The organism is Sphingomonas sp. Leaf343 (assembly GCF_001423765.1).
Classification (GTDB): domain Bacteria; phylum Pseudomonadota; class Alphaproteobacteria; order Sphingomonadales; family Sphingomonadaceae; genus Sphingomonas.
On sequence record NZ_LMPG01000010.1, the window covers coordinates 459,252 to 480,990 of the forward strand.

Consider the following 21,739-nt stretch of genomic DNA (forward strand, 5'->3'; position numbering starts at 1 on the left):
GATGAATGATACCGGGGCGATCCTGACGGGCGTCCTGCTCGCCGCCGGCCATGGCAGCCGCTTGCGGGGCAGCGCGCCCTACAAGCCGCTTTGCCCGGTCGGCGGTCGCCCCCTGATCGATCACGCGCTGTACGGCATGGCGGAGGCCGGGCTGACGCGCGCGGTCGTGGTGCTGGGATACGGCGCGGAGGCGATCGCCGCACACCTCGCCACGCGCGACTGGCCGCTCGTGGTGGACACGGTGATGACGCGCGACCACCGCGAGCCGAACGGCGTCTCCGTCCTCGCCGCCGCGCCCCTGCTGGAGGGCGAGGAAGCGGTGCTGGCGATGTGCGATCACCTTGTCGCCCCGGCGCTCTACGCCCGCCTCGCCGCCACCGGCGCGCGCGGGGGCACCACGCTCGGCATCGATCGCCGGATCGGCCACCCCTGGGTCGATCCCGACGACGTGACATGGGTTCGCACCTGCGGCGATGCGATCGTGGAGATCGGCAAGCTCGCGGCGGGCGGCATGGCCGATGCCGACGCCTACGACACCGGCGTCTTCGCGATTGGGCCAGCGCTGTTCGACGCGCTCGCCAGCCTCGCCGCGCCGTCGCTGACCGACGGAATGCGGATGCTCGCCGCCGACGCACGCGCGTTCACGGTCGATTGCAGCGATCTGGAGTGGATCGACGTCGACGACGCCGCGGCGCTCGCCAAGGCCGAGGACTGGATGCTCGCGCGGGCGGCCTGAACAGTTCGCGCAACCTACCCCTCCAGACGAACCCGCACCGAACGCCCCACCGCCCAATCCTCCGCAACCCGCACCAGCCCCGGTGCCACGACCTCACCGAGTACGTCGCGCGCTGGCAACATAATCCCCGGCACCCCCTCCCCCACAGCCCGCCCGGCCTCGATCCGCACGAGATGATCGCCCACCGTCCGCGCCTCGTCGGCGCTGTGCGTCACATACAGCATCGGCATCGCAAACCGCCGCCTCAGCTCCGTGACAAAGCCCAGCACCTCTCCGCGCCGCGCCGCATCGAGCGCGGACACCGGCTCGTCCAGCAGCAACAGTGTCGGCTGGCTCAGCATCGCGCGGCCCAGCGCCACCCGCTGACGCTCGCCGCCCGACAGATCGCGCGGCGACCGCCCCAGCAGCGGCCGGATCGCCAGCACGTCGATCACCGCATCCCACCCGATCCGCCGCTCGCCTTTGGCCCGGCTCCACCCATAGGCCAGGTTCCGCTCGACCGAGAGGTGCGGGAACAGCCGCGCATCCTGATGCACCACACCGATCCGCCGCCGCTCCGCCGGCACGAACACCCCGGCCGCGGTATCGTTCAGCACCCGGTCGCCCACCGCGACGACGCCCTCGTCCGGCCGCGTCAGCCCCGCCACCACCGCCAGCGTCGCCGACTTGCCTGCGCCGGACGGGCCGAACAGCACCGTCACCCCGTCCTCCGGCCCTTCGAACGCCACGTCGAGCCGGAACGCGCCCAGCCGCTGCCGCGCCGCGACCCTCATGCGCCCGCCCGCCGACGCCCGAACCGCAGCAACGCCTCCGACGCGACCAGTCCGGCGATCGCCAGCGCGAAGGATATCGCCGACAGGCGGGCGGCAGTCGCCTCGCCGCCCGGCACCTGCAACGCGGCATAGATCGCCAGCGGCAGCGTCTGCGTCTCGCCCGGGATACTCGCGGCGAAGGTGATGACCGCGCCGAACTCGCCCAGCGCCGCTGCGAATCCGACCACCGCGCCCGCGACCAGCCCCGGCCACGCCAGCGGCAACACGATCGTGACGGCCCGGTCCCATGCTCCCGCCCCAAGGCTCCGCGCCGCCTCCTCCAGCTTCGGATCGACACCCTCGATCGCCAGCCGCACGCTCCGCAGCATCAGCGGGAACGCACAGACGCCCGCCGCCAGCGCCGCACCCGCGCTGGTGAACGCCAGCCGCACCCCGAACCACGCATCCAGCCATCGTCCGACCGGCCCCTGCACGCCGAAGATGGTCAGCAGTACGAAGCCCACAACCACAGGCGGCAGGATCAATGGCGCGTGCAGCCCGGCATCCAGCAGCACCCGCCCCGGAAACCGGTACCGCGCCAGCACCCACGCGAACCCGACCGCCGCGATCATCCCAAACAGCGTCGCCTCGCCGGCCACGACCAGCGTCAGGCGCAGGGCCTCCCATTCGTCAGGACTCAGCAAAGGGCAGCCGCCGTCTTAAGCGATCGTGACGCAGCCCTGACGGAGGGGTGCCCCGCTCTCGTGAGCGCATGGAACACGCCTCCCCTCCACGGCCCGGCAAGGACCTCGCCAGCCCGGAACCATGCGAAGGCTGGAGCCGAAACCCCGCACGGGTCATGGCGAGCGTACGACGCCCGCAGTCGGGGTGGCTGCGCTTCAAACCAGGATCTCCCGCAAATATCCGGTCCTTCAAACCACCCGGAACCGGAACCGTCGGAAGATCGCCTGAGCCTCGCTCCCGCCCAGATATCGGTAGAAGCGTGCCGCCCCCGGCCCCGCCCCTTTCACCACCGCTGCCGGGTAGACGATCGCCGGGTGACTCGCCGCCGGAAACAGCCCGACGATCCGCACCCCCGGCTCCGCCGCCGCATCGCTCTCGTATACGACGCCCAGCGGGGCCTCGCCGCGCGCCACGAACGCCAGCGCCGCGCGCACGTCCGCTGCCGGCGCGAGCTGCCCTGCCACCTGCTGCCACACGCCAAGCCGGGTCAGCGCCGTCTGCGCATAGCGCCCCGCCGGCACCGCGTCGGGCTGGCCGATCGCCAGACGCCCTCCATCCAGCGCCGCCCCGATCGCAAATCCCGGCCGGATCGTCAGCCGCACCCGGCTCGCCCGCGGCGCGACCAGCGCCAGCCGTCCGCCCAGCAGATCGCGTCGCATCCCCGGTTGCAGCCGGCCGCCGCGCGCGAGTTCGTCCATCCACCGCTCGTCGGCAGAGACGAACAGGTCCGCCCCCGCGCCCGCCGCGATCTGCCGCGCGATCGTCCCGCTCGCCGCAAAGGAAAAGCGCACCGCCTGCCCTGTCCGCTTTCGATAGGCGCGACCCACTGCCTGCATGGCATCGGTCAGAGAAGCCGCCGCGAACACGGTCAGCGGCAGTGGGGTCTGCGCGACGGCGGGAAGGGCGAAGCTCGCGGCAAGACCGGCGATCACGAAACGGCGTGTATTTTTCATATCCCTACGGATACAACGCCTGATCGCCACGACAAGCCCCGCGTGCCACCGACCTGCGACGGTGCCGTTGTCCTATAACCCGACGATCCTCCGATATGGGTGTCGAACACAAGCCACCGGACAGTCCTCTGCGAACGTCGCACGGGCCTGACCTCTGCCTAACCTTCCGCGGCCAGATTCTTGAAATCCTTGTCTACGCAGTCGCCGGCCGATTCGATCTGGATCGTCGTGTGTCCTATGGCGTAACGCTCGGTCAGCAGCGTCTTCACCTGTCGCAAAATCGCCGGCTGGTCACCCCCCGCCGCCATGTCGACGTGCAGCGTCGCCAGCGTCTTGCCCGAACTCAGCGACCAGAGGTGGACATGGTGAACGCCCACGACGCCCGGCACGCTGGCGGCGATATCCGCCTCCAGCCGGCCCGCATCCAGCCCCTCCGGAACGCCTTCCAGCAGGATGTGCAGCGACTGCGTCAGCAACGCCCACGCACTGCGCAGGATCAGCAGCGACACCAGCACCGACAGGATCGGATCGATCGGCGTCCAGCCGCTGACCCAGATCACCCCCGCCGCGACGATCGCCGCGACGGAACCCAGCAGATCCCCCGCGACGTGCAGGATCGCACCCCTGATGTTGATCTGCTCGCGATCCGCCCGCATCAGGATTGCGAAGACCAGACAGTTCACCACCAGCCCCAGCACCGCGATCACCAGCATCGGCCCGGCCAGCACCGGATGCGGATCGGCGATCCGCTGCACCGCCTCCACCACGATCCATATCGTCAGGCCGAACAGCGCAAGCGCGTTGACGAAGCCGGCCAGCACCTCGAACCGGGCATAGCCGAACGACCGCTTCGCATCGGGCTTGCGGGCGGCGATGTGGAACCCCAGCCACGCCAGCCCCAGCGCCGCGGCATCGGTGAGCATGTGGCCGGCATCCGCGATCAGCGCCAGCGACCCGGAGAGATAGCCGCCGATCACCTCCGCGATCATGAACCCCGCCGTCAGCAGGAACCCGATCAGCACCGCCCGCTTGTTGCCGCCGCCATGGACATGACCCGCCCCGTGGGCATGGCCCCCTCCGTGAGAATGCCCGTGCGGATGCCCATGATCGTGGTCATGCCCGTGGTTCGCGTGATCGTGGTTCATCGATCATGGCCTTACCCCGGCGGGAGCGATCGGAGAAGCCGGCGGTTAGGGCTTCATGCGCCAATCCACCACGATGCTGACGATCGCCACGCCGGGACAGGGCCTGCACGAGATCACGCGGCAAATTACGGAATGGGTCGATGCCGAGGGCTATGACGCCGGTCTGCTGACGATCTTCTGCCGCCACACTTCCGCCTCGCTGCTGATCCAGGAAAACGCCGCCCCCGCCGCCCGCCGGGACGTCGAACGCTATTTTGCCCGGATCGCTCCCGAAAGCACGGATTACGAGCATGACGACGAGGGACCCGATGACATGCCCGCACATCTCCGCAGCGCGCTGACGCAGACGCAACTGGGCATCCCGCTAATCGACGGCGCGATGGTTCTGGGGACATGGCAGGGCATCTACCTGTTCGAACATCGCCGGCGGCCGCATCGCCGCACGCTGGCGCTGCACATGCTCGGCGAATGATCGTTTGCTGAACGGGAGCCAAGCCGTTCATCGCTCGTTCCACATCCAACGGCTAATACGGGGCGGTTCGCCGCATCGGCCGCGAACGGAGACGTGGAACATGGCATTTTCGTCAGGCCGCAAGGCTACAAGGTTCGGCCGAAAGGCTGTCGTGGCGGCACTCGCCACATCGACCCTTCTCGTCGCGGGGTGTGCGACGGAAACCCGGTACCGTCCGGCCACTGGTCAGGGCTTCAACCGTCAGGGTTATAGCGATCGACAGATCGAGCCGAATCGCTTTCTGGTCAGTTTCGCCGGCAACAGCGTGACGTCGCGCGACACGGTCGAACGCTATTTGTTCTTCCGGGCCGCCGAACTGACGCTGCAACAAGGCTTCGACTATTTCGTGATGGCCGACCGCGACACCAACCTTCAGTCGCGGACATTCTCGACGCCGGGCATCGGCGGACCGTGGGGCTATGGCGGCTTCGGCGGATATTGGGGTCCATCGTGGCGCTATCGTGGCCGCGGCTTCGGCTGGCGCACGTGGGACCCGTGGCTCGGTGGCGGTTTCGGTCCGTGGGGCAACAATTTCGACGTGCAAACGATCGATCGCTACGAAGCCAGCGCGGAGATCGTGATGCGCAAGGGCCCCATTCCGCGCGACAATATCCGCGCCTTCGATGCACGCCGCGTCGTCGATTCGGTGGGTCCGTCGGTCGTCCTGCCGGATCAGCGTCGCCGCTGATTCCGCCACCGACTGCGAACAAAAGCCCCGCCGGAGCCGATCCGGCGGGGCTTTTCATGTGTCCAGTGGTCTTGCGCCGGTAGCGGGCAGCCGGCTTACCCCATTGCCGCGACCTGTCCGTGGCAATGCTTGTACTTGCGCCCCGACCCGCACGGGCACGGTGCGTTCCGGCTGACGCGGCCTTCCCATTCCGCCGGATCCTCGCCGATCTCCGCCGCCTCCGGCCGAACGATCTGGAGCGGCGGCAGCGTCGTGGTGACATAGCCACGCGTTCCGGCATCGATATCGGCGGAATTGTCCTCGCCCGTGAACGGGTCGAAATGCGTCGTGATGAAATCGGGCAGGTCGGGCAGCGATGGTGCCGGCTGGAACTGGAAATTGGCGTGCGACACGGTGCGCGTCACATCCTCGCGGATGGTGTCGAGCATCCGCTGGAACAGGCTGAACGCCTCCTGCTTATACTCGTTGATCGGCGTCTTCTGGGCATAGGCGCGCAGGTGGACGACCTGGCGCAGCGCGTCGAGCGTGGCCAGATGCTCCTTCCAGTGGTGATCCAGGTTCTGGAGCAGGATCGACTTCTCGACCTGCGTCCACGTCTCCGGATCGAGCTGCGCCGACTTCTCCGCGATCGCCGCGTCGGCCGCTTCCTGCACCCGGCTTTCGACGATCTCCGGGTCGATCGCCTCTTCCTTCAACCACTCGTCCAGCGGCGGCTCGAACGCCAGCAGTTCGGACAGCTTGGTCCGCATACCCTCAATGTCCCACTGCTCCGGATAGGAGTTGGGCGGGCAACTGTCGCTGACGACGACGTTGACCGTCTCGGCGCGCATGTCGGACACCATGTCGTTAACGGCGTCCGCGTCGGCATCCATGATGTCGGCGCGCTGTTCGTAGATGACCTTGCGCTGGTCGTTCATCACGTCGTCATATTCGACGACCTGCTTGCGGATATCGTAGTTGCGCGCCTCGACCTTCTTCTGCGCGGTCTCGATCGCCTTGGTCAGCCACTTGCTGCCGATCGCCTCGCCATCCTCCATGTTCGACCGCATCATGCGGGCGAACAGCGTGTCGGGACCGAAGATGCGCAGCAGGTCGTCGTCCAGCGACAGGTAGAATCGCGACAAGCCCGGATCGCCCTGACGCCCCGAACGTCCACGCAACTGGTTGTCGATGCGCCGGCTCTCATGCCGCTCCGTGCCCAGCACGAACAGCCCGCCATTCGCCAGCACCGCCGCCTTCTCGGCGACGATCTCGGCCCGGACGCGCTCGGCGATCGCCTCGTATTCCGGCGTGCCGGCATCGAACTCCGGATGCTCGTCGTTCATCCGGAATTCCAGGTTGCCGCCCAGCTGGATGTCGGTCCCGCGCCCCGCCATGTTGGTCGCGATGGTCACAGCCGACTTCCGCCCCGCCTGCGCAACAATATGCGCCTCCATCTCGTGATAGCGGGCGTTCAGGACCTTGTGATCGACGCCTTCCTCGGTCAGGAATTCGGACAGCATCTCCGATTTCTCGATCGACACAGTGCCGACCAGCACGGGCTGACCCTTCTCGGCATGCTCGCGGATCTTCTTGGCGATCGCCCGGAACTTGTCCTGCGTGTCCTTGTAGAACTCGTCCTCCTCGTCGATCCGCTGGACGGGGACGTTGGTCGGAATCGAGACGACGTTGATCTTGTAGATGTCGTAGAACTCGGCTGCCTCGGTGGCCGCCGTGCCCGTCATGCCGCCGATCTTCGGATACATGCGGAAATAATTCTGGAACGTGATCGACGCCATCGTCTGGTTCTCGGGCTCGATCTCGACGCCCTCCTTCGCCTCGACCGCCTGGTGCAGGCCGTCCGACCAGCGCCGGCCGTCCATCATGCGACCGGTGAACTCGTCGATGATGATGACCTTGCCGTCCTTGACGATGTAATCCGTGTCGGCCTTGAACATCATGTTCGCGCGCAGCGCCTGGTTCAGGTGATGCACGACCTGCGTGTTCTCAAAGTCGTACAGGTTCTCGCCCTGCAACAGACCCGCCGCCTCCAGCATCCGTTCGGCACGCTCGGTGCCGTCCTCGGTAAGGATGATCGACTTCTGCTTCTCGTCCTTCTCGTAATCCTCCGGGTTGAACTGCTTCACGACCGCGTCGACTTTCAGGTACAGGTCGGACTTGTCGTCGGTCGGGCCGGAGATGATGAGCGGCGTACGCGCCTCGTCGATCAGGATCGAGTCGACCTCGTCGACGATCGCGAAGTTGAACGGCCGCTGCACCATCGAGCCGCGGTCGTACTTCATGTTGTCGCGCAGATAGTCGAAGCCGAATTCGTTGTTCGTGCCGTAGGTAATGTCCGCGGCATAGGCGGCGCGGCGCTGTTCGTCGGTCAGGTTCGGGATGATCGTGCCCGTCGTCAGGCCGAGAAAGCCATATACCTGCGCCATCCACGCGGCATCGCGGCTGGCGAGGTAATCGTTCACCGTCACGACGTGCACGCCCTTGCCCGGCAGCGCGTTGAGGTATGTCGCCAGCGTCGCCACCAGCGTCTTGCCCTCACCCGTCCGCATCTCCGCGATCTCGCCGCGATGGAGGACGATGCCGCCGATCATCTGCACGTCGTAATGCCGCTGACCCAGCACGCGCCGCGCGGCCTCCCGGACGGTCGCAAAAGCCTCCGGCAGCAGTTCGTCGAGCTTGGCGCCGTTCGCCAGCTGCTCGCGGAACTTCGTCGTCTGCGCGGCGAGACCGGCATCGTCGAGCGCCTCCAGCGTCGGTTCGAACGACGCGATCCTCGCGATCAGCGGGTTGAGAGACTTGACGTATCGGTCGTTGGAAGACCCGAAAATGGATTTGGCGAGGCCACCGAACATGGGCGGGATTCCTGATATGGAGAAAGCGCGGTCGCCCTATCAAGGGCCCGCGCGGAAACAAACAAGGGGACGGAAGGCGCAGCTATTCGCGCCGACGGTTCGCCCAGAGCGGCTCACGGGATCGGAGCGGCAATACGATCGAGAGCGGAATGGCCACGAGGCTCGCGAGCATCGGCAGCCCCCGAACCGGCCGCCTCGTCGCAGCAGGCCGGCGCGCCTCCGCGGCGCCTGCGACGCGTGCGCTTCCGGCCACCGCATGCGACACCTCCGGCACGCGCACGCTGCTGACGACGCCCGTCAGCGCAGACAGCAAAGCAGACAGGAGCAGCAACAGGTTCATGCGCCGCCCGACATAAGGCTGGCAGATCAATCCGTCCATCCCACGACTACAGCCCCACCACGCCACGCCACCGATCATATGCCGGTTTGCTGGAACGTCCCGAGATATGCGTGGCGTCTGCGCTCCGCCAGTTGCCGCGTCTCGACCGTCTGGCTTTCCGCGTGAGGCCGCCGCACCTGGCGTGAGGACCCATTGTCGACCAGCTGCGATATCGCGAACTTGCAGGTGCCATTGATGCCGACGAACAGGTACAGCTTACCCTTCGCAATCTGCATCTTCGCGTGAATTTGCTTGAGAGACCAAGGTTGGCCGACGACGCCTCCGTCTTTGATCGGCAGGGCGGCTGGCTCATTGTCCGTCGCCAGTCGTCCTTGCCACCGCCCTGAGGCCGATGTCAGAACGCAGCATCCAGACCTAACCGGAAAGTACGCGGGCGCAACGGAGTGACCTGATCGCGACCGGTAGTGAACGGCGTACCGAGTGCGAAGCGATTGCCGCGCACGTTCGCCAGATTTGTCACGCCCGCACTGATGCCGATTGCATCCAGCCCGATCCGCGCAGTGATCCCGCTGTCGAGATACCTGCCCTGAAGCTGGCCGAGCACTGGTCCGACGCCCAGCCGCGACGATCCCACATAGCGGAGCCAGCCATCCACCTTCAGGTCGGCCGACGATCCCAGGCTGCGCGTGTAGACCGCACCGGCGCGGGCGGTGACGCGCGCGGTGTTTGGAATCTGGCTCAATCGCGCGGCGACCTGAGCGCGCGCGGCAGCGGGGTCGACGATAACGCTGCCGACCAGATCGAACAGGCGCACCGCGGACGGTTCGTCGATGCGACCGTCATTGTAGGACAACGCCGCTTCCAACCGCAGACTGTCGCTGATGCGCGCGCCGACCGTGCCTTCGATGGTCCACAGCCGTCCATTGCCGATATTGGCGGTGCTGGGCAGGCCCGATCCGTCGATGAAGTCGGCCTGGATATCGCGCCACGCGGTGCGCGCCAGCGTCAGCGATCCGTCGAATTGGTCCGATCCGGCGCGCCCGGTGCGCAGCCCCGCCTCGATCGTCGCGACGCGGTCGTTCTGGAACCGGCGCACGAAGTCGCTCTCGATCGCCAGTCCGCCGGGCCGGAAGCCCTGTTGATAGCGCGCGAACATCTGCAGGCGCGGGGTCAGGTCGACCAGCGCCGCGGCGGAGGGCAGGACGATCGTCTGCTTTCGCCGTGCACTCATCGCCAGCAGCGCGATCGGCACGCGCGCGGCGACGTCCTCGCCCGCGCCGTCCAGCACCGAATGCGTGACGCGCAGCCCGGCGGTGGTCAGCAGGCCGGGAAGCAGGCGCACGCTGGTTTCGCCGTACAGCGTCGCTTCGCGGATCGTGTTAACGACGCCAGTCGTTGGCTCCAGTGCGCCGGGCGCCCCGAACAGGCGCGTCAGCCGGGTGCGGTTTTGGATGTAGCTGAAGCCCGCCAACCAGCCGGATCCGTCCGGGGCGGACGACCATAGCCGCGTCTCGTTCGCCTGCATGCGAGTCCGGTTCGCCTGCGCGAACAGCCGCACCGGCTGGTCCGGCGCGGTCGCGTCGTAGCGTTCCATCAGGTCGTGCGCCGTAACGCCGCTGGTCGAGCGGACATGCACCGTGCCGAGCAGGCCGGACACAACAAGCTGCGCCTGCCCGAAATCGGCGGTGAACCCCTCCGTCACCGGCGCGGCACGGGTCAGCGGCGGGTCACCGCGATCTGCATATTGGCTGTCCGCGCCGCGGATGCGCTGCCCGATGCCGATCAGCTCCACGCTCCAGTCGCGCGACAGGTCCAGCCGGGCGGCGGCGCGCCCGCCCTTGATGCGGGTAAGATTGACGTCGGTGCGGTCGAGCAGGGGTTTGTCGATATAGCCGCCTTCGGTCGCGGCGTTGGCGACGAGGCGGACGGCGAGCCGGTCCGCGACCAGCGGCACGTTCGCGACCAGTTGCGTGTCCGCACCGGGCGAGCCGTGCTGCATCGCCGATCCGCCCAGCGTCGCGGAGCCGCCGAAGCGCGTCGGATCGGGCGCGTTCGGCACCAGCCGGATCAGCCCGCCGAGCGATCCCGCACCGTAGAGCGTTCCCTGCGGCCCCTCCAGCACCTCCACCGCCGCCAGATCGGACAGGCGCAGGTCCGGATCGGGCGCGTTGTAGCTGAGGCGAAGATCGCCGAAATACTGGCCTACCGTCGCCTGGGTCGGACCGGTGAAGCTGGAGTCTGCGATGCCGCGGATGAACAGCTTGTTGCGACCCGCACCAAGATAGGTCGAGGCGACGCTGGTCAGCCGGTTCGCCAGCCGGTCGGTGCCGCCCGCGCCGCCGAACTCCAGCTCGCTTCCGGTGACGCGCGCGAACTGCCCCGCGAAATTGTCACGCGTGGTACCACGCTTGCTGGCGGTGACGACGATATCGCCGCCTTGATCGGAGGCTATGTCCGGCCGGGGAGCCGCCCGCCGCACGGCCACGCGAGCGGGTCGCATGGCGGGGCGGCGGGGCACCAGCCGCCAGCTTCCCGGGCCGATCGCCACCAGTTTGGCATCGGAACGCCGGGCGATCAGCGCCAGTGCGGCAGCCGGCGTCCACCGCCCGCGCAAGGCCGGCACCCGCTGCGCCCACAACCGCGGCTCCGGCACGACCACGCTGACCCGCGCGATCCGGCCGATCGCCACAACCTGCTGCCCGACGCTGCCGCCCGGCAGGTCGAGCGACACGCTTTCGGGCGCAGCCGGAGCCGCGACGAGCATGACGAAGGCCGCGACCGCGGTGCGGATCACGGATGCGGTTCCAGCGTCCACCCGTCCGGCTGCTGCCGCACCGTCACGTCGAGCAACTGGCCGAGCAAAGCGGGCCGCCGCTTCAGCGCCTGCACGTCCAGCGTCCCGCGGAACGTGCGACGCGCGACGGCGGGCGCGGCGCGGACCGGCTGGCCGATCTGGCGCGACAGGTCGGCCGCGACCTCCTCCAGCGATACATCGTCGAACGCCAGCCGCCCCTCCCGCCACGCCCCGACATCGTTCCGCTCCACCGCCTGCCGTCGCAGCGCATCGCCCTCCGCGATCACCGCCTGACCGGCATCGAGGCGCAGCGCCGCGCCCTCCGGATCGACCATCACCGCACCCTCCGCCACCGAGACGCGGGTGCGCTGCGGATCGGCCTTTACGTCGAACACGGTGCCGAGATCGGCCAGCGTCAGGTCGCCGACACCGACCGTGAAGGGATGCGCGGCGTCGTGGCGCACCCGGAACAGCATCTCGCCCCGCTCCACCGTCGCCACGCGCGGCGCGTTGTGGTCGAGCCGCACCTTCGACCCGCCGGCCAGCACGATGCTGCTGCCGTCCGCCAGCGCGACGGTGCGCTGTTCGCCCGGTGCGGTTTCGACCGCATAAGGGTACGGTGCCTGGGTCCACACGCCCAGCCCGATCGCACCGGCCAGCACCGCCGCGAGGGCGCCACCGATCCAGCGTCGGGTGTGGCGGCGCGCGGGCATGTCGTCGTTCGCCGCAATCAGACCGCTTGCCGGAATCGGAACCGTTTGCAGCGCCGCGACATCCGCCGTAACGTCGTGCAGCGCGGCGACCGCCCGGTCGTACCGCCCGGACCGCGAGGCATCATGCTCCAGCCACAGCGTGAACGCGTCCCAGTCGGCGTCCGGCCCCTCCATCCGCAGCGCCCAGCCGAACGCGTCGTCGTCGAGCGGTGTAGAGTCGTCGTTCATCGCAACCGCTCCTTCAGGTCGGCCAGGGCGCGGCTGGCGATCCGCAGGTCGCTCTCGACGGTGCTCAGGCTGACGCCCAGTTCCGCCGCCACCTCTCGCTGCGCCGCGCCGTCGATCCGCACGCGCCGGAATACCGCCTCCCGGCGCGGGCCCAGCGTCGTCAGCAGCGCCGCGACTTCGCCCGCTTCCTGCCGCGCCGCGACGCTGCGGTCGGCGGCCGGCTGTTCCTGCGCGTGACCGTCGCTCCACGCCTGATCGCGCGCCTCCGCCTGTCGCCGCGCGCGGTAGCGATCGATCATCAGCGTGTCCGCCGCGCGGTAGAGATAGGCAAGCGGATTGCCGATCGGCCCGTCCGCCCGCCCCGCCACCTTCAGCCACACGTCGTGCGCCAGATCCTCCGCCGCATCGCCCGCCCCGCGCGCCAGCAGGAATCGCACCAGCTTGTCGCGATTGGCCAGGAATACGGCCTCTAGTCCCGCGTGGGGCGCGGGGGCAGGTCCGGGGGGCGGCATGATGATGACCGGTCGAATGGGACGGAAGGCGGCTCGTCTAGCCGATGCATGGGCATGCTGAAAGGCGCTCCACCCGTGGGGCGGGTGGAGCGCCGGTTCGCCACGCGTGCGGGGGCCGGGCACGCGCGGATTCGCCTAGAAGGCGAATTGCAGGGCGGCGCGCGCGGTCAGCGCCACGTCGCCGAAGCGCTGTTCGGCACCGACTTCGCCGCTCAAGCGCACTTCAGTGGTGCCGGTGATCGCGCGGACGCGGCCGGTCCAGCCGCCGCCGCGCTCCTCCGGGTCGAGTACGAAGGCCGTGCCGCTGCCGAAGCTGGCGGTGGTGCGACCGATCGCCCCGGCGATGCGTTCGCGCCGGCCGCCCTCGACTTCGATCCGGCTCCACTGCGAATAGCGGTCGTCACCGCCGAAATTGATGCCTGCCGCCAGCGTCGCGGTCACCGCCAGTTCGTCGCTGCTGCGCTTGCGCACGGTCAGGTCGTACGCGGTGCCGCCGCCGGTCTCGCGATAGGTATCCTCGTTGAGCTTGTAATATTCCAGGGCGACGATCGGCCGCAGGCTGAACTGGCCGACGACGTGCTCGTACGACACGGAGCCGGAGCCGGAATAGAGCATGCCGTTCCAGTCGGAATCCGCCCGGCGCTGCACCGCTTCCGATCCGATCGCGCCATCGAATTGGCGCACCGCGTCGAACGACAGGAAGGCGGCGGAGCCCCGCACCTGCGCGGCGAACCCGCCCCAATGGCCGCGCCAATATCCCGCCAGTTCGTACTGGCTGTGGTTGACGCGGTTGACCGCCACGCCCTCGTTGGCGCGACCGCGCAGATAGGCGAGCGAAACGCCGATATTCCCCATCTGCGACTTGCGCTCCAGCCCGCCGCTCATGCCCCAGCCGCGCACGTCGTAGCTGGTGGTGCTCCGCGCGCCCTTCGATGAATTCCAGCCGACGGGGGCGAGCCACATGCCCCAGCGGCCTTCCTCCGCGAACGAACCCGCCGGATCGCGCAACTGCCCGGCGGCGGCACGCGACGCCAGCGTCACGCTCTCGAACACGCCCCCGGCATAATTGGGCAGCATCTGGTCGATCGTCGCGCGGAACGCCGCGCCGTCGTAAAGGCCACGGATCGCCGCGCCGACCTTCGCGTCGCTGCCGATCGCGGTATCGATCGCGTCGAAGGCGCTGGTGCCGGCGGCGTTCAGGCCAAGCTCGATCCGGGCCTTGCGCGCGACCTCCACCGCGATCTCGTTCGCGGCGCTGGCAACGATCGAACCCTTGTACAGGAACGGCACCGCCGCGGTCGCCAGCGTCAGGTTGGTCGCGCCGGTCAGGGTGCCGGACCGCAGCACGACATAACGGCCGGTGATATCGGTGCCGCCCGTCACGCGCAGCGCCAGCTGGCTGTTCGCACCGATCGTCGTCGCGCCGTTTACGACGATCAGGTTGCCGGTGGGGTTCGCCTTGTCGAGCGCGACGCTCAGCACCGACTGGTCGCCCAGCGTCAGCGACCCGATCGTCGCCCCGCCCGTCGCCCCGAACGTGCCGCCGCCGGATGCGACGGTGACCGCCAGGTTCGCGGCATTCGTCAGTCGGCCGGCGAACACGCCCTTGCCGGTGATCGCGAGAACGTCCGTGCCGCCGCCTGCGAAATCGGCGATACCGTCGAACCGGCCGGTGCCGCCGATCGCCAGCGTGTCCGCACCGTTGCCGAAGGTCGCGGTGCCGGCGAAGATGCTGGCGTTCGTCATTTCCAGCCGGTTGCTGCCGCCGCCGAACGATACGTCGGCCGCCACCGATCCGGCCTGAAGGTCGAGACGGTCGTTGCCCGATCCGAACCGGATCGCGCCGGTGATCGCCGGGACGCCGGTCTGGCCGGTGACCGCGATCTGGCGAACGGTTGCGCCTACGGTGTTCGCGGACAGGTCGATCGCTACGGAACGGGTGGCGTCCGCCCCCGCCGCACCGATCGTGCCGCTATTTTCCACTAGGGTCACGCCACCGGTGCGGTCGAAGATCGCGACCGCGGTCGCCCCCTTCGCAGACGCGCGGATCGAGCCGGTGTTGCGGATCGTCGGCACCGTTGCGCCGCTGTCGATCAGGATTGCCGCCGAGCGCGTATCGGCAACCCCGCCGCCCGTCGCCGTGACGGTGCCGCCGACGCGCAGTTCCGGCGTGGACCCGCCCGCGCCGAAGCGGATCGCGGTGGCGGACGCGCCGACCGCGGTCGCCTGCACCGTGCCGCCGACCGCGACACCCTGCGCGATCGTGACATTGCCTCCAAGCCCGCCGATCGCCAGCGCCGTGGCGGTGGCGCCACTATAGACGCCGTTGCCGGTCACCCGTCCGTTGACGATCAGGCCCGCGTTGGGCGCGGGCGTGCCGCCGACCGCTCCGATCGTCACCGCCCGCGTGGCGGAGCCGATCTGCAACGCCGGTGCCGCGCCGTACGTCACGATGTCGCCGACCTTGCCGGTGGCGTTCGACAGCGTGATGCCGCCCGCCACGTCGCCCGCCACGATCAGCGCCGATCCGCCCTGCAACAGGTCGTCCGCATCCAGCTTCGACACGTCGGCCGGCGCGGTCGTCGACCGGTAGCCGGTGCTGCCGATCAGCCCCTCCACGACCAGCGCGCCGCCGATGTTGCCGTCCAGCCGTGCGCCCACTGTGTCACGGCCGGTTGCGGTGATCGTGCCGCCCAGCGTGACGGCGCCTGACACGTTTTCGGCACGGACGCCGACACTGCGGTCGCCCAGCACGTTGGTCTTGCCGCTGTGCGTCACCGCGCCGGTCAGCGGCCCGCCGAGATAGATCCCGGCGGAATCATTGCCCTCGACGGTGATCTCGCCGGTGTTGGAGATTGTGCCGGTGAACGCACCGGCAGTCTTGATGCCGGTGCGGAAGTTCCCTTGCGCGAACGGGCCGTCGAGGTCGCCGTCCTTGTCCGCATCGGTGGCGGCAAAAGTCTCGTCGACGATGATCTTGCCGCTGTTGGCGATGTCGCCGCGCACGCCCGCCTGCGCCAGAACGCCCGTCGCGCCGTTCGCGTCGGTGATCTGGATGGTGCCCGCATTGACGACATTGTTGTTGCTGTCGATCGTCACCGCGACCCCGCCGGTGGGCACGATGCTGCCCGCGGAGGTGATGCCGATATTGTCGGCGGCGCCCGCCTTGACGGTGGAGGTGCGGACCGGCGTCGTCTGCTTGGTGGCGATGCTGGTCTGGGCGTGGGCGGAGGTCGCGACGATCATGGCAAGCGGCGCGGAGGAGGCGAGAAGCAGGCGGTACACGGAAACAAATCCCCTTCGAATGTCTTCTCCCATCCAGACGGACACAAACCATCGATGCCTTGCATTCCTCTCGGCGAATGGATGATTTCCAGGCGGCCGGTGGCGATCGCAGCTTACGCGACCGCGGCGTTCGCGACGCTGATTGGCTTGCCGAAGGGGGCGGAGCGCTGGGGATCGGCAGCTTCCGCCGAAGCGAACGCCCAAGATGGCTGATCTGAACAACCGACTCTGGTCGAGAACAGCCGTAAGATTCGGAGCGGCGCTGACCCATATGCAGGTATTCAACTCTTGTCTGCGCCCCCTCCCTGACTTCGGTCGTTCATTCAGCTTGAGCGGATAGCGCTTCTGGCGGCATCTTCATCAGCGGTGCCGGACGCGCTGCAGCTCGACGACCAGAAAGGCAGAGGTCTTTAAGTACGTCATCGACCCTCGGCTTTACGTTCCCGAAAACGAACCGCCAGCAAGACGGCCTGCGCTTTCCAGTCAGGACGATGAAACGGGAATTTGGTCAGATCTCGCGCTTGGTCGAAAATGATGCAGATCGCTATACAGGGCAATGACCGACTGCCGCATCGCACTCGCCAATCTCCCCATCGCCGAGACGGCGGAAGATTCAGTGAACCGCGCCGTCTCGGCAATCGCTGAAGCGGGGCGTCGAGGTGTGCAAATCATCTGTTTTCCGGAGTGCTACATCCCCGGCTACCGCTGGCAGGCGGACACATTGCCGCCGCCTTCCCTGCCGTTTCTCGAAAGCGCATGGGACAGGGTCGGTGCTGCGGCAAGGTCGGCGGGTATCTCCGTTATCCTGGGCACTGAGCGCCCCACCGAACACGGTCTGCAGATCACCGCGCGGGTCTATAATCCAGACGGATCGACCCAGGGCTGGCAGGACAAGGGGCAGCTCGATCCGTCTGAAGAGGCGCGCTACCCGGCTTTTGGTAGTGAGCGGCGCGTGTTCACCGCCGGCGACGTCACCTTCGGAATAGTCATCTGCCACGAAGGCTGGCGCTACCCGGAGACGGTGCGCTGGGCAGCGCGTCGTGGCGCGCGGATCGTGTTTCATCCGTTCGCACACGTTGCCGGGCCAGGTTCTTACCGGCCGGAAACCTTCGCCCACCCAGATAACACCTTTCACGAGAAGGCGATGCTTTGTCGCGCGGCCGAGAACAACTGCTGGTTCGTGTCAGTGAACAGCGCGAGCGACGGCGCGCCGGCTACCTCGGCGATTGGCCGACCCGACGGCACGCTGTTGTCCTACCAGCCATACGGCCAGGCGGGACTGCTCATCGCAGACCTAGACCTGAGCCTTGCCACGCTCCAACTCGCCGAGCGCTGCCGCATATCACCATTGTGACCGCGATAAGCGGCCAGCGAGAAGGCCCGCGGTTTCCCGTTTCAGGATGGCTTTACAGGAATATCGGCCCGATCCCCCGTGACTCACGTCGATCGCGAGGGCCTTTGCTGCACGCCGATTGCGTCGACCGCCAGCGCTTTGCAGCCATGACCGGTTCGTCTTAACCACTCTTTACCACCTGATCGGGCGCAACACCGTTGGGGCAGGTTTGGTGCAATCGATCCATCATCATTCCCCTCGTAACTGCCATGTTGGTTCCCGGCAGGACGAAACCATCATTCGACGATGCGACCCCGTAAGTCCGAGCACCGAACGCTCGTGTCTGCGTCAGTAGAGGGTATCGGCAATCCGCTGAGGCAATGCCCGATCATAGGCGTCACCATCGATTGCGGCCTGCGACAGCGTTCGCAGGATGGCTCCCACGCTGGGCAGGCTAGCTCGGGCCACCATGTTTTCCGGCTTCCACAACCCGGCCCGGATCACGGCACGGCTGCACTGGAAGAAGACGCTGTTGACGGTGATGCGCAGGATCGATTTCGGCAATTGTCCCGCCGTCGCGAAGCGGGCGAGATGATCCGGGTTCGCCAGTATTTCCGCCGTTCCGTTCACCCGCAATGTCTCGCCGATCCCCGGCACCATGAACAGCAGCGCCACACGCGGATCGGTAATGATATTTCGCAGGCTATCGATCCGGTTGTTCCCGCGCCGGTCTGGCAGGATCAGGGTGTTGGCATCTTCGATATGGACAAAGCCCGCCGGGTCGCCACGCGGGGTGGCACCCAGTCCCCTCGGCCCTGCCGTCGCCAGAATGGCGAACGGAGCGGCCTCGATGAAGGGTCGATAGACCGGGTGGATATGATCCACCTCCTTGATGACCGATGGCGAAGCGACTGCACCATATAGCGCCTCAAGGTCTTCCACCGTCCTGATATGCCCATCGCCCCAAGGAACATCACCCATGAACGCCATTACCACGCTGCACGCCCGCCGTGCGGTCAGCATCCGTCCGATCTCTACCGCCGGCTTCCGCCTCTTCGACACTGACCGTCGCGCGACCCATGCAACGATCACCGCCAACTACCTCTATGTCACCCGTCAGGCCGGGCACGATGCGCGCGGCTCCGTCGACTTCCGGCATCGAGACGATCTGATCGCGCAGGGGTTTGAATTGCCCGCCAATCATCCGAGCTGGGCCGAGGAGGAGGGTCGCATCTGGCGTGAGGCCGACGCTGCGACCGCCGACCTCGCCCCCGACGCGGTGCGCGCCTGGCACGTCGTCGTCTCGCTGCCGGAAACCAGCGATGCCGACGACTGGATCACGATGATGCGCGATTATGCGCAAATCACCATCGCGGCGCATGGTCCGGCAGTCACATGGGCGATCCATGCGAAGCCTGGTGGCGATGGTGGCTGGTGTGTCCCGCCGCATGCGCATCTCGTCATGACCACCCGCGTGTGGCGCCACGACGCCCGCCATGGCCACACTGTGCCGAGCTGGTGTGGCCCCGCCATGCAGGCGCGGCTGCACGCCGACTGGCTGGCGCGACTGCCGGACGTGATGCGCGCTGCAGCGGCCACGCCGTACCGTGCTGGCGCTTACACGCCTGCTCATCCCGACTGCGCCGCGCTCATCGGGCTGCTCGGCGGCGAGCCGCGCCAGCTGAACGCATCCAACCGGCGCAGCATCCGGCGTCGTCCTAGCCGCAGGATCAGGGTGATGCGGACACTTCCGCCCTCAGCTTCGCCGAACCACTCGCGCAATTAGCGCTGATGGGGCTCCGGCGGTCCACTACCAACGAGCAGATGAAGTGCGCCCTGTAACGGGGCGGAAAAGGAAAGACGGGCGATCCGCCCACGGAAGGAGTTTACCGATATGACCATCCAGCAATCGATCGAAACTATGCAAGGCTGGACCTATGCCTTGTGTATCATCATGGGCCATCCCACCTTCGCACCACTCAGCCATACCATCACCTTTGCCTCCAGTGGAAGTCGGGATCCAGTGGAAGCCCTGCAGATGGTGCTGTCAGTCTAACGCGAACCGCTCTCCATACGCTGCATGTCGGTCTTTGATGCCGACGGCCTAGCTCGCAAGGTTCTGCCACTCCGCCAGTGCGGCGGAGCGTCGTTCGCGATAGGTCTGGCGGTCGACGAGGTGGCGTTCGAGACTAAAGTGGTTGTGCACATTGGCGTGAATGGAGGCGAACTTCTGTAACGTCTTCATTTGCCTGAATCGCAGCATCGCCCGCTCCCTTCGTCGAAACGGCAGATGGCTGTTTTCCACCCGGTTGTTCGCCCAGCGCCCAACCTCCTGCTTCTCGCGGTTGCCAAGCTCGGTCATGGCGGCACCATAGGAGCGCAGCCCGTCCGTTGTGATCGCCTCAGGTGAGCCGTGGCGCTTCATGGCCTTCTTCATGAAGGCTAGCGCCGCCCCCTTATCACGCGTCTTCGTAACGTAGCTCTCCAGTACCTCGCCCTCGTGATCCACCGCCCGCCACAGGTAGACCATCTCGCCATTGAGCTTCACGTACATTTCGTCCAGGTGCCATCGCCAATGACGAAAACCCCGCATCCGGCTGACCCGCTGGCGGCGGATGTCGCCAGCAAACAGCGGACCGAACCTGTTCCACCACAGCCGCACCGTCTCGTGGCAGATGTCGATCCCGCGTTCGAATAGCAGGTCCTCCACATTGCGCAGCGACAGCGGGAACCGGACGTACATCAGCACGACCAGGCGGATCACCTCCGGCGATGAGTTGAAATAGCGAAACGGCGAAGCTGGCTTGCGAGCGCGGGGCATACCCTGCCCTACCCCGCCGCCGCCCAATTGCCAGCCGGTGCATTTGGTTTGACGGAGCCCATCCGTGGCCTGCAGCAGATCGTGCCCGCCGAAGCGGCGATGGTGGAGCGGATTTTCGCAGACTATGCCGCGGGCCTGTCGCCCATCGCCATCACGCGGCGACTCAATGCCGAGGGCGTGCCGTCGCCGCGCAGCGGCAAGACCAGCGGGCACGCCTTCGGCAAGACAGCGGCCTGGACGCCGAATACGCTGACAGGCAATGCCGCGCGGGGCACCGGCATTCTTAACAACCCGCTCTATGTCGGCCGACGACCATACGGCAAACAGACCTATCGCAAGAACCCGGACACTGGGAAACGCCAGGCCTTCGTCAACCCGGCGGAGAAGCGGCCGGATACCATCGAAGTGCCCGAACTGCGCATCGTGTCCGTGGATTTGTGGGAGCGGGTAAAGGCGCGGCAGGCGTCGCTGGCGCGAGGCCCGTTGTCGCAGACAGCGGCTCCTGCCCTGCCCTTCTATTCCCAGCAGCGCCCCCGGTATCTGCTCACTGGCAAGATGACATGCGGATGCTGCGGCGCCAGCTATGCCAAATCGGGCAAGAGCCGGTTCGGCTGCCAAGGCGCTGCCAAGAAGGGTCCGACCTGGTGCGACAACCGGCTGACGTTCCGTCAGGACGAACTCGACGCGCGTGTCCTGGCGGGGTTGTCGACCGAGATGCTGCGCGACGATGTCGTCGCGGCCTTCCTCGCCGAGTATGAGGCGGAGACGCAGCGCCTTGCTGCCGAGACGGTCAGCACCCGCCCTGAGCGTGAGGTCGAGCTGGCAAACCTCGACCGGCAGATCAGCCTCGCCAAGGCGGCCATCCTGAAGGGCGTCGATGCGGCGATGTTCGTCGAGGAGATGAAGGTCTGGAACGAGCGGCGGCAGGTCTTGCTCGCCGAACAGGACGTTGCGCAAACCACCTCCACAGAGTCCGAACTGCTGCACCCCGACCTCGGCCGCGTCTATCGCGAGAAGGTCGGACAGCTCACTGCGGCGTTCGAGGACGATGCGCTGAAGGCGCAGGCATTCGAACGGCTGCGCTCGCTCATCGAAGCCGTCGTGCTGACGCCGGAAGACGGCGATCTCGCGATCGACCTGCGCGGCGAGCTTGCCTCGATGCTGTCGCTATGCGCCGGAGCTGAAACGCAAAAAGCCTCCGCGGTGGTGACCGAGGAGGTGTTGCAAATGAAGATGGTTGCGGGGACAGGATTTGAACCTGTGACCTTCAGGTTATGAGCCTGACGAGCTACCGGGCTGCTCCACCCCGCGACACTGTGTATGGCCTTTTGG

At 67.3% G+C, this 21,739-nt stretch carries 20 protein-coding genes and 1 tRNA gene; 7 read left to right on the top strand and 14 right to left on the bottom strand.

The features are described 5' to 3' along the window. Position 1 precedes the first annotated feature (1 nt). Positions 2-736, top strand: a complete 735-nt coding sequence (locus tag ASG07_RS07410) for a phosphocholine cytidylyltransferase family protein (RefSeq protein ID WP_055843900.1) — start codon at positions 2-4, stop codon at positions 734-736. 14 nt (positions 737-750) lie between these two features. Here ASG07_RS07410 and ASG07_RS07415 read toward each other — a convergent pair whose 3' ends face one another. From ASG07_RS07415 to ASG07_RS07430, 4 genes are all read right to left on the bottom strand, one after another. After that, complete coding sequence (locus tag ASG07_RS07415; RefSeq protein WP_055843903.1) at positions 751-1,509, bottom strand: ATP-binding cassette domain-containing protein; 759 nt, start codon at positions 1,507-1,509, stop codon at positions 751-753. Further along, positions 1,506-2,192 carry a molybdate ABC transporter permease subunit gene (gene modB / locus ASG07_RS07420; protein WP_055843904.1) on the bottom strand — a complete coding sequence of 229 codons (687 nt, stop codon included), beginning with the start codon at positions 2,190-2,192 and terminating at the stop codon, positions 1,506-1,508. The genes ASG07_RS07415 and modB overlap by 4 nt, the downstream gene beginning before the upstream one ends. A gap of 228 nt (positions 2,193-2,420) precedes the next feature. After that, positions 2,421-3,185, bottom strand: coding sequence for a molybdate ABC transporter substrate-binding protein (modA, locus tag ASG07_RS07425; RefSeq protein ID WP_055843907.1), 765 nt, complete (start codon positions 3,183-3,185; stop codon positions 2,421-2,423). Between the two features lie 158 nt (positions 3,186-3,343). Then, positions 3,344-4,330 carry a cation diffusion facilitator family transporter gene (locus ASG07_RS07430; protein WP_055843909.1) on the bottom strand — a complete coding sequence of 329 codons (987 nt, stop codon included), beginning with the start codon at positions 4,328-4,330 and terminating at the stop codon, positions 3,344-3,346. A gap of 55 nt (positions 4,331-4,385) precedes the next feature. On the opposite strand from ASG07_RS07430, the gene ASG07_RS07435 reads away from it, so the two are divergent. Both ASG07_RS07435 and ASG07_RS07440 read left to right on the top strand, forming a co-directional pair. After that, positions 4,386-4,802, top strand: coding sequence for a secondary thiamine-phosphate synthase enzyme YjbQ (locus ASG07_RS07435; protein WP_055843910.1), 417 nt, complete (start codon positions 4,386-4,388; stop codon positions 4,800-4,802). 100 nt (positions 4,803-4,902) lie between these two features. Beyond that, positions 4,903-5,529, top strand: a complete 627-nt coding sequence (locus tag ASG07_RS07440; protein ID WP_055843912.1) for a CC0125/CC1285 family lipoprotein — start codon at positions 4,903-4,905, stop codon at positions 5,527-5,529. Between the two features lie 95 nt (positions 5,530-5,624). Here ASG07_RS07440 and secA read toward each other — a convergent pair whose 3' ends face one another. The 7 genes from secA to ASG07_RS07475 all read right to left on the bottom strand — a co-directional run bounded on the left by secA (position 5,625) and on the right by ASG07_RS07475 (position 16,253). Further along, the gene (gene secA / locus ASG07_RS07445; RefSeq protein ID WP_055843914.1) at positions 5,625-8,381 is read right to left on the bottom strand and encodes a preprotein translocase subunit SecA; all 2,757 of its coding nucleotides are present in this window, start codon (positions 8,379-8,381) and stop codon (positions 5,625-5,627) included. An 82-nt stretch (positions 8,382-8,463) separates the two neighbouring features. Next, on the bottom strand, positions 8,464-8,721 hold the full coding sequence (locus ASG07_RS07450; protein WP_055844041.1) for a hypothetical protein: 258 nt from the start codon (positions 8,719-8,721) through the stop codon (positions 8,464-8,466). A gap of 74 nt (positions 8,722-8,795) precedes the next feature. Continuing rightward, positions 8,796-8,996, bottom strand: coding sequence for a hypothetical protein (locus ASG07_RS07455; RefSeq protein ID WP_055843917.1), 201 nt, complete (start codon positions 8,994-8,996; stop codon positions 8,796-8,798). Positions 8,997-9,115: 119 nt separating this feature from the next. Then, positions 9,116-11,515: a TonB-dependent receptor gene (locus ASG07_RS07460; RefSeq protein WP_330219015.1), complete on the bottom strand. Its 2,400-nt coding sequence runs from the start codon at positions 11,513-11,515 to the stop codon at positions 9,116-9,118. Next, the gene (locus ASG07_RS07465) at positions 11,512-12,456 is read right to left on the bottom strand and encodes a FecR family protein (protein WP_055843919.1); all 945 of its coding nucleotides are present in this window, start codon (positions 12,454-12,456) and stop codon (positions 11,512-11,514) included. The genes ASG07_RS07460 and ASG07_RS07465 overlap by 4 nt, the downstream gene beginning before the upstream one ends. Then, positions 12,453-12,968, bottom strand: a complete 516-nt coding sequence (locus ASG07_RS07470) for an RNA polymerase sigma factor (RefSeq protein WP_055843921.1) — start codon at positions 12,966-12,968, stop codon at positions 12,453-12,455. Before ASG07_RS07470 ends, ASG07_RS07465 begins: the two co-directional genes overlap by 4 nt. Before the next feature lie 135 nt (positions 12,969-13,103). Beyond that, positions 13,104-16,253 (bottom strand): autotransporter outer membrane beta-barrel domain-containing protein, encoded by a 3,150-nt coding sequence (locus ASG07_RS07475; protein WP_236694583.1) that lies wholly within the window; start codon positions 16,251-16,253, stop codon positions 13,104-13,106. Between the two features lie 556 nt (positions 16,254-16,809). On the opposite strand from ASG07_RS07475, the gene ASG07_RS07480 reads away from it, so the two are divergent. Then, the gene (locus ASG07_RS07480; RefSeq protein WP_055843926.1) at positions 16,810-17,607 is read left to right on the top strand and encodes a carbon-nitrogen hydrolase family protein; all 798 of its coding nucleotides are present in this window, start codon (positions 16,810-16,812) and stop codon (positions 17,605-17,607) included. A gap of 327 nt (positions 17,608-17,934) precedes the next feature. Here the strand turns inward: ASG07_RS07480 and ASG07_RS07485 are convergent, their stop codons facing one another. Beyond that, on the bottom strand, positions 17,935-18,576 hold the full coding sequence (locus ASG07_RS07485; RefSeq protein WP_082474620.1) for a pyridoxamine 5'-phosphate oxidase family protein: 642 nt from the start codon (positions 18,574-18,576) through the stop codon (positions 17,935-17,937). Here ASG07_RS07485 and ASG07_RS07490 point away from each other — a divergent pair. Together ASG07_RS07490 and ASG07_RS17180 are read left to right on the top strand one after the other, a co-directional pair. Next, complete coding sequence (locus ASG07_RS07490) at positions 18,566-19,372, top strand: MobA/MobL family protein (protein WP_055843930.1); 807 nt, start codon at positions 18,566-18,568, stop codon at positions 19,370-19,372. The two genes, ASG07_RS07485 and ASG07_RS07490, sit on opposite strands and share 11 nt — an antisense overlap. Before the next feature lie 108 nt (positions 19,373-19,480). Continuing rightward, the gene (locus ASG07_RS17180) at positions 19,481-19,642 is read left to right on the top strand and encodes a hypothetical protein (protein WP_156361779.1); all 162 of its coding nucleotides are present in this window, start codon (positions 19,481-19,483) and stop codon (positions 19,640-19,642) included. Positions 19,643-19,690: 48 nt separating this feature from the next. On the opposite strand, the gene ASG07_RS07495 is transcribed toward ASG07_RS17180, so the two are convergent. Next, complete coding sequence (locus ASG07_RS07495; RefSeq protein ID WP_055844044.1) at positions 19,691-20,407, bottom strand: IS6 family transposase; 717 nt, start codon at positions 20,405-20,407, stop codon at positions 19,691-19,693. A 99-nt stretch (positions 20,408-20,506) separates the two neighbouring features. On the opposite strand from ASG07_RS07495, the gene ASG07_RS18115 reads away from it, so the two are divergent. Next, on the top strand, positions 20,507-21,685 hold the full coding sequence (locus ASG07_RS18115) for a recombinase family protein (RefSeq protein ID WP_443024596.1): 1,179 nt from the start codon (positions 20,507-20,509) through the stop codon (positions 21,683-21,685). Here ASG07_RS18115 and ASG07_RS07500 read toward each other — a convergent pair. Continuing rightward, a tRNA-Met gene (locus ASG07_RS07500) sits at positions 21,642-21,718 on the bottom strand. The two genes, ASG07_RS18115 and ASG07_RS07500, sit on opposite strands and share 44 nt — an antisense overlap. Positions 21,719-21,739: the final 21 nt, after the last annotated feature.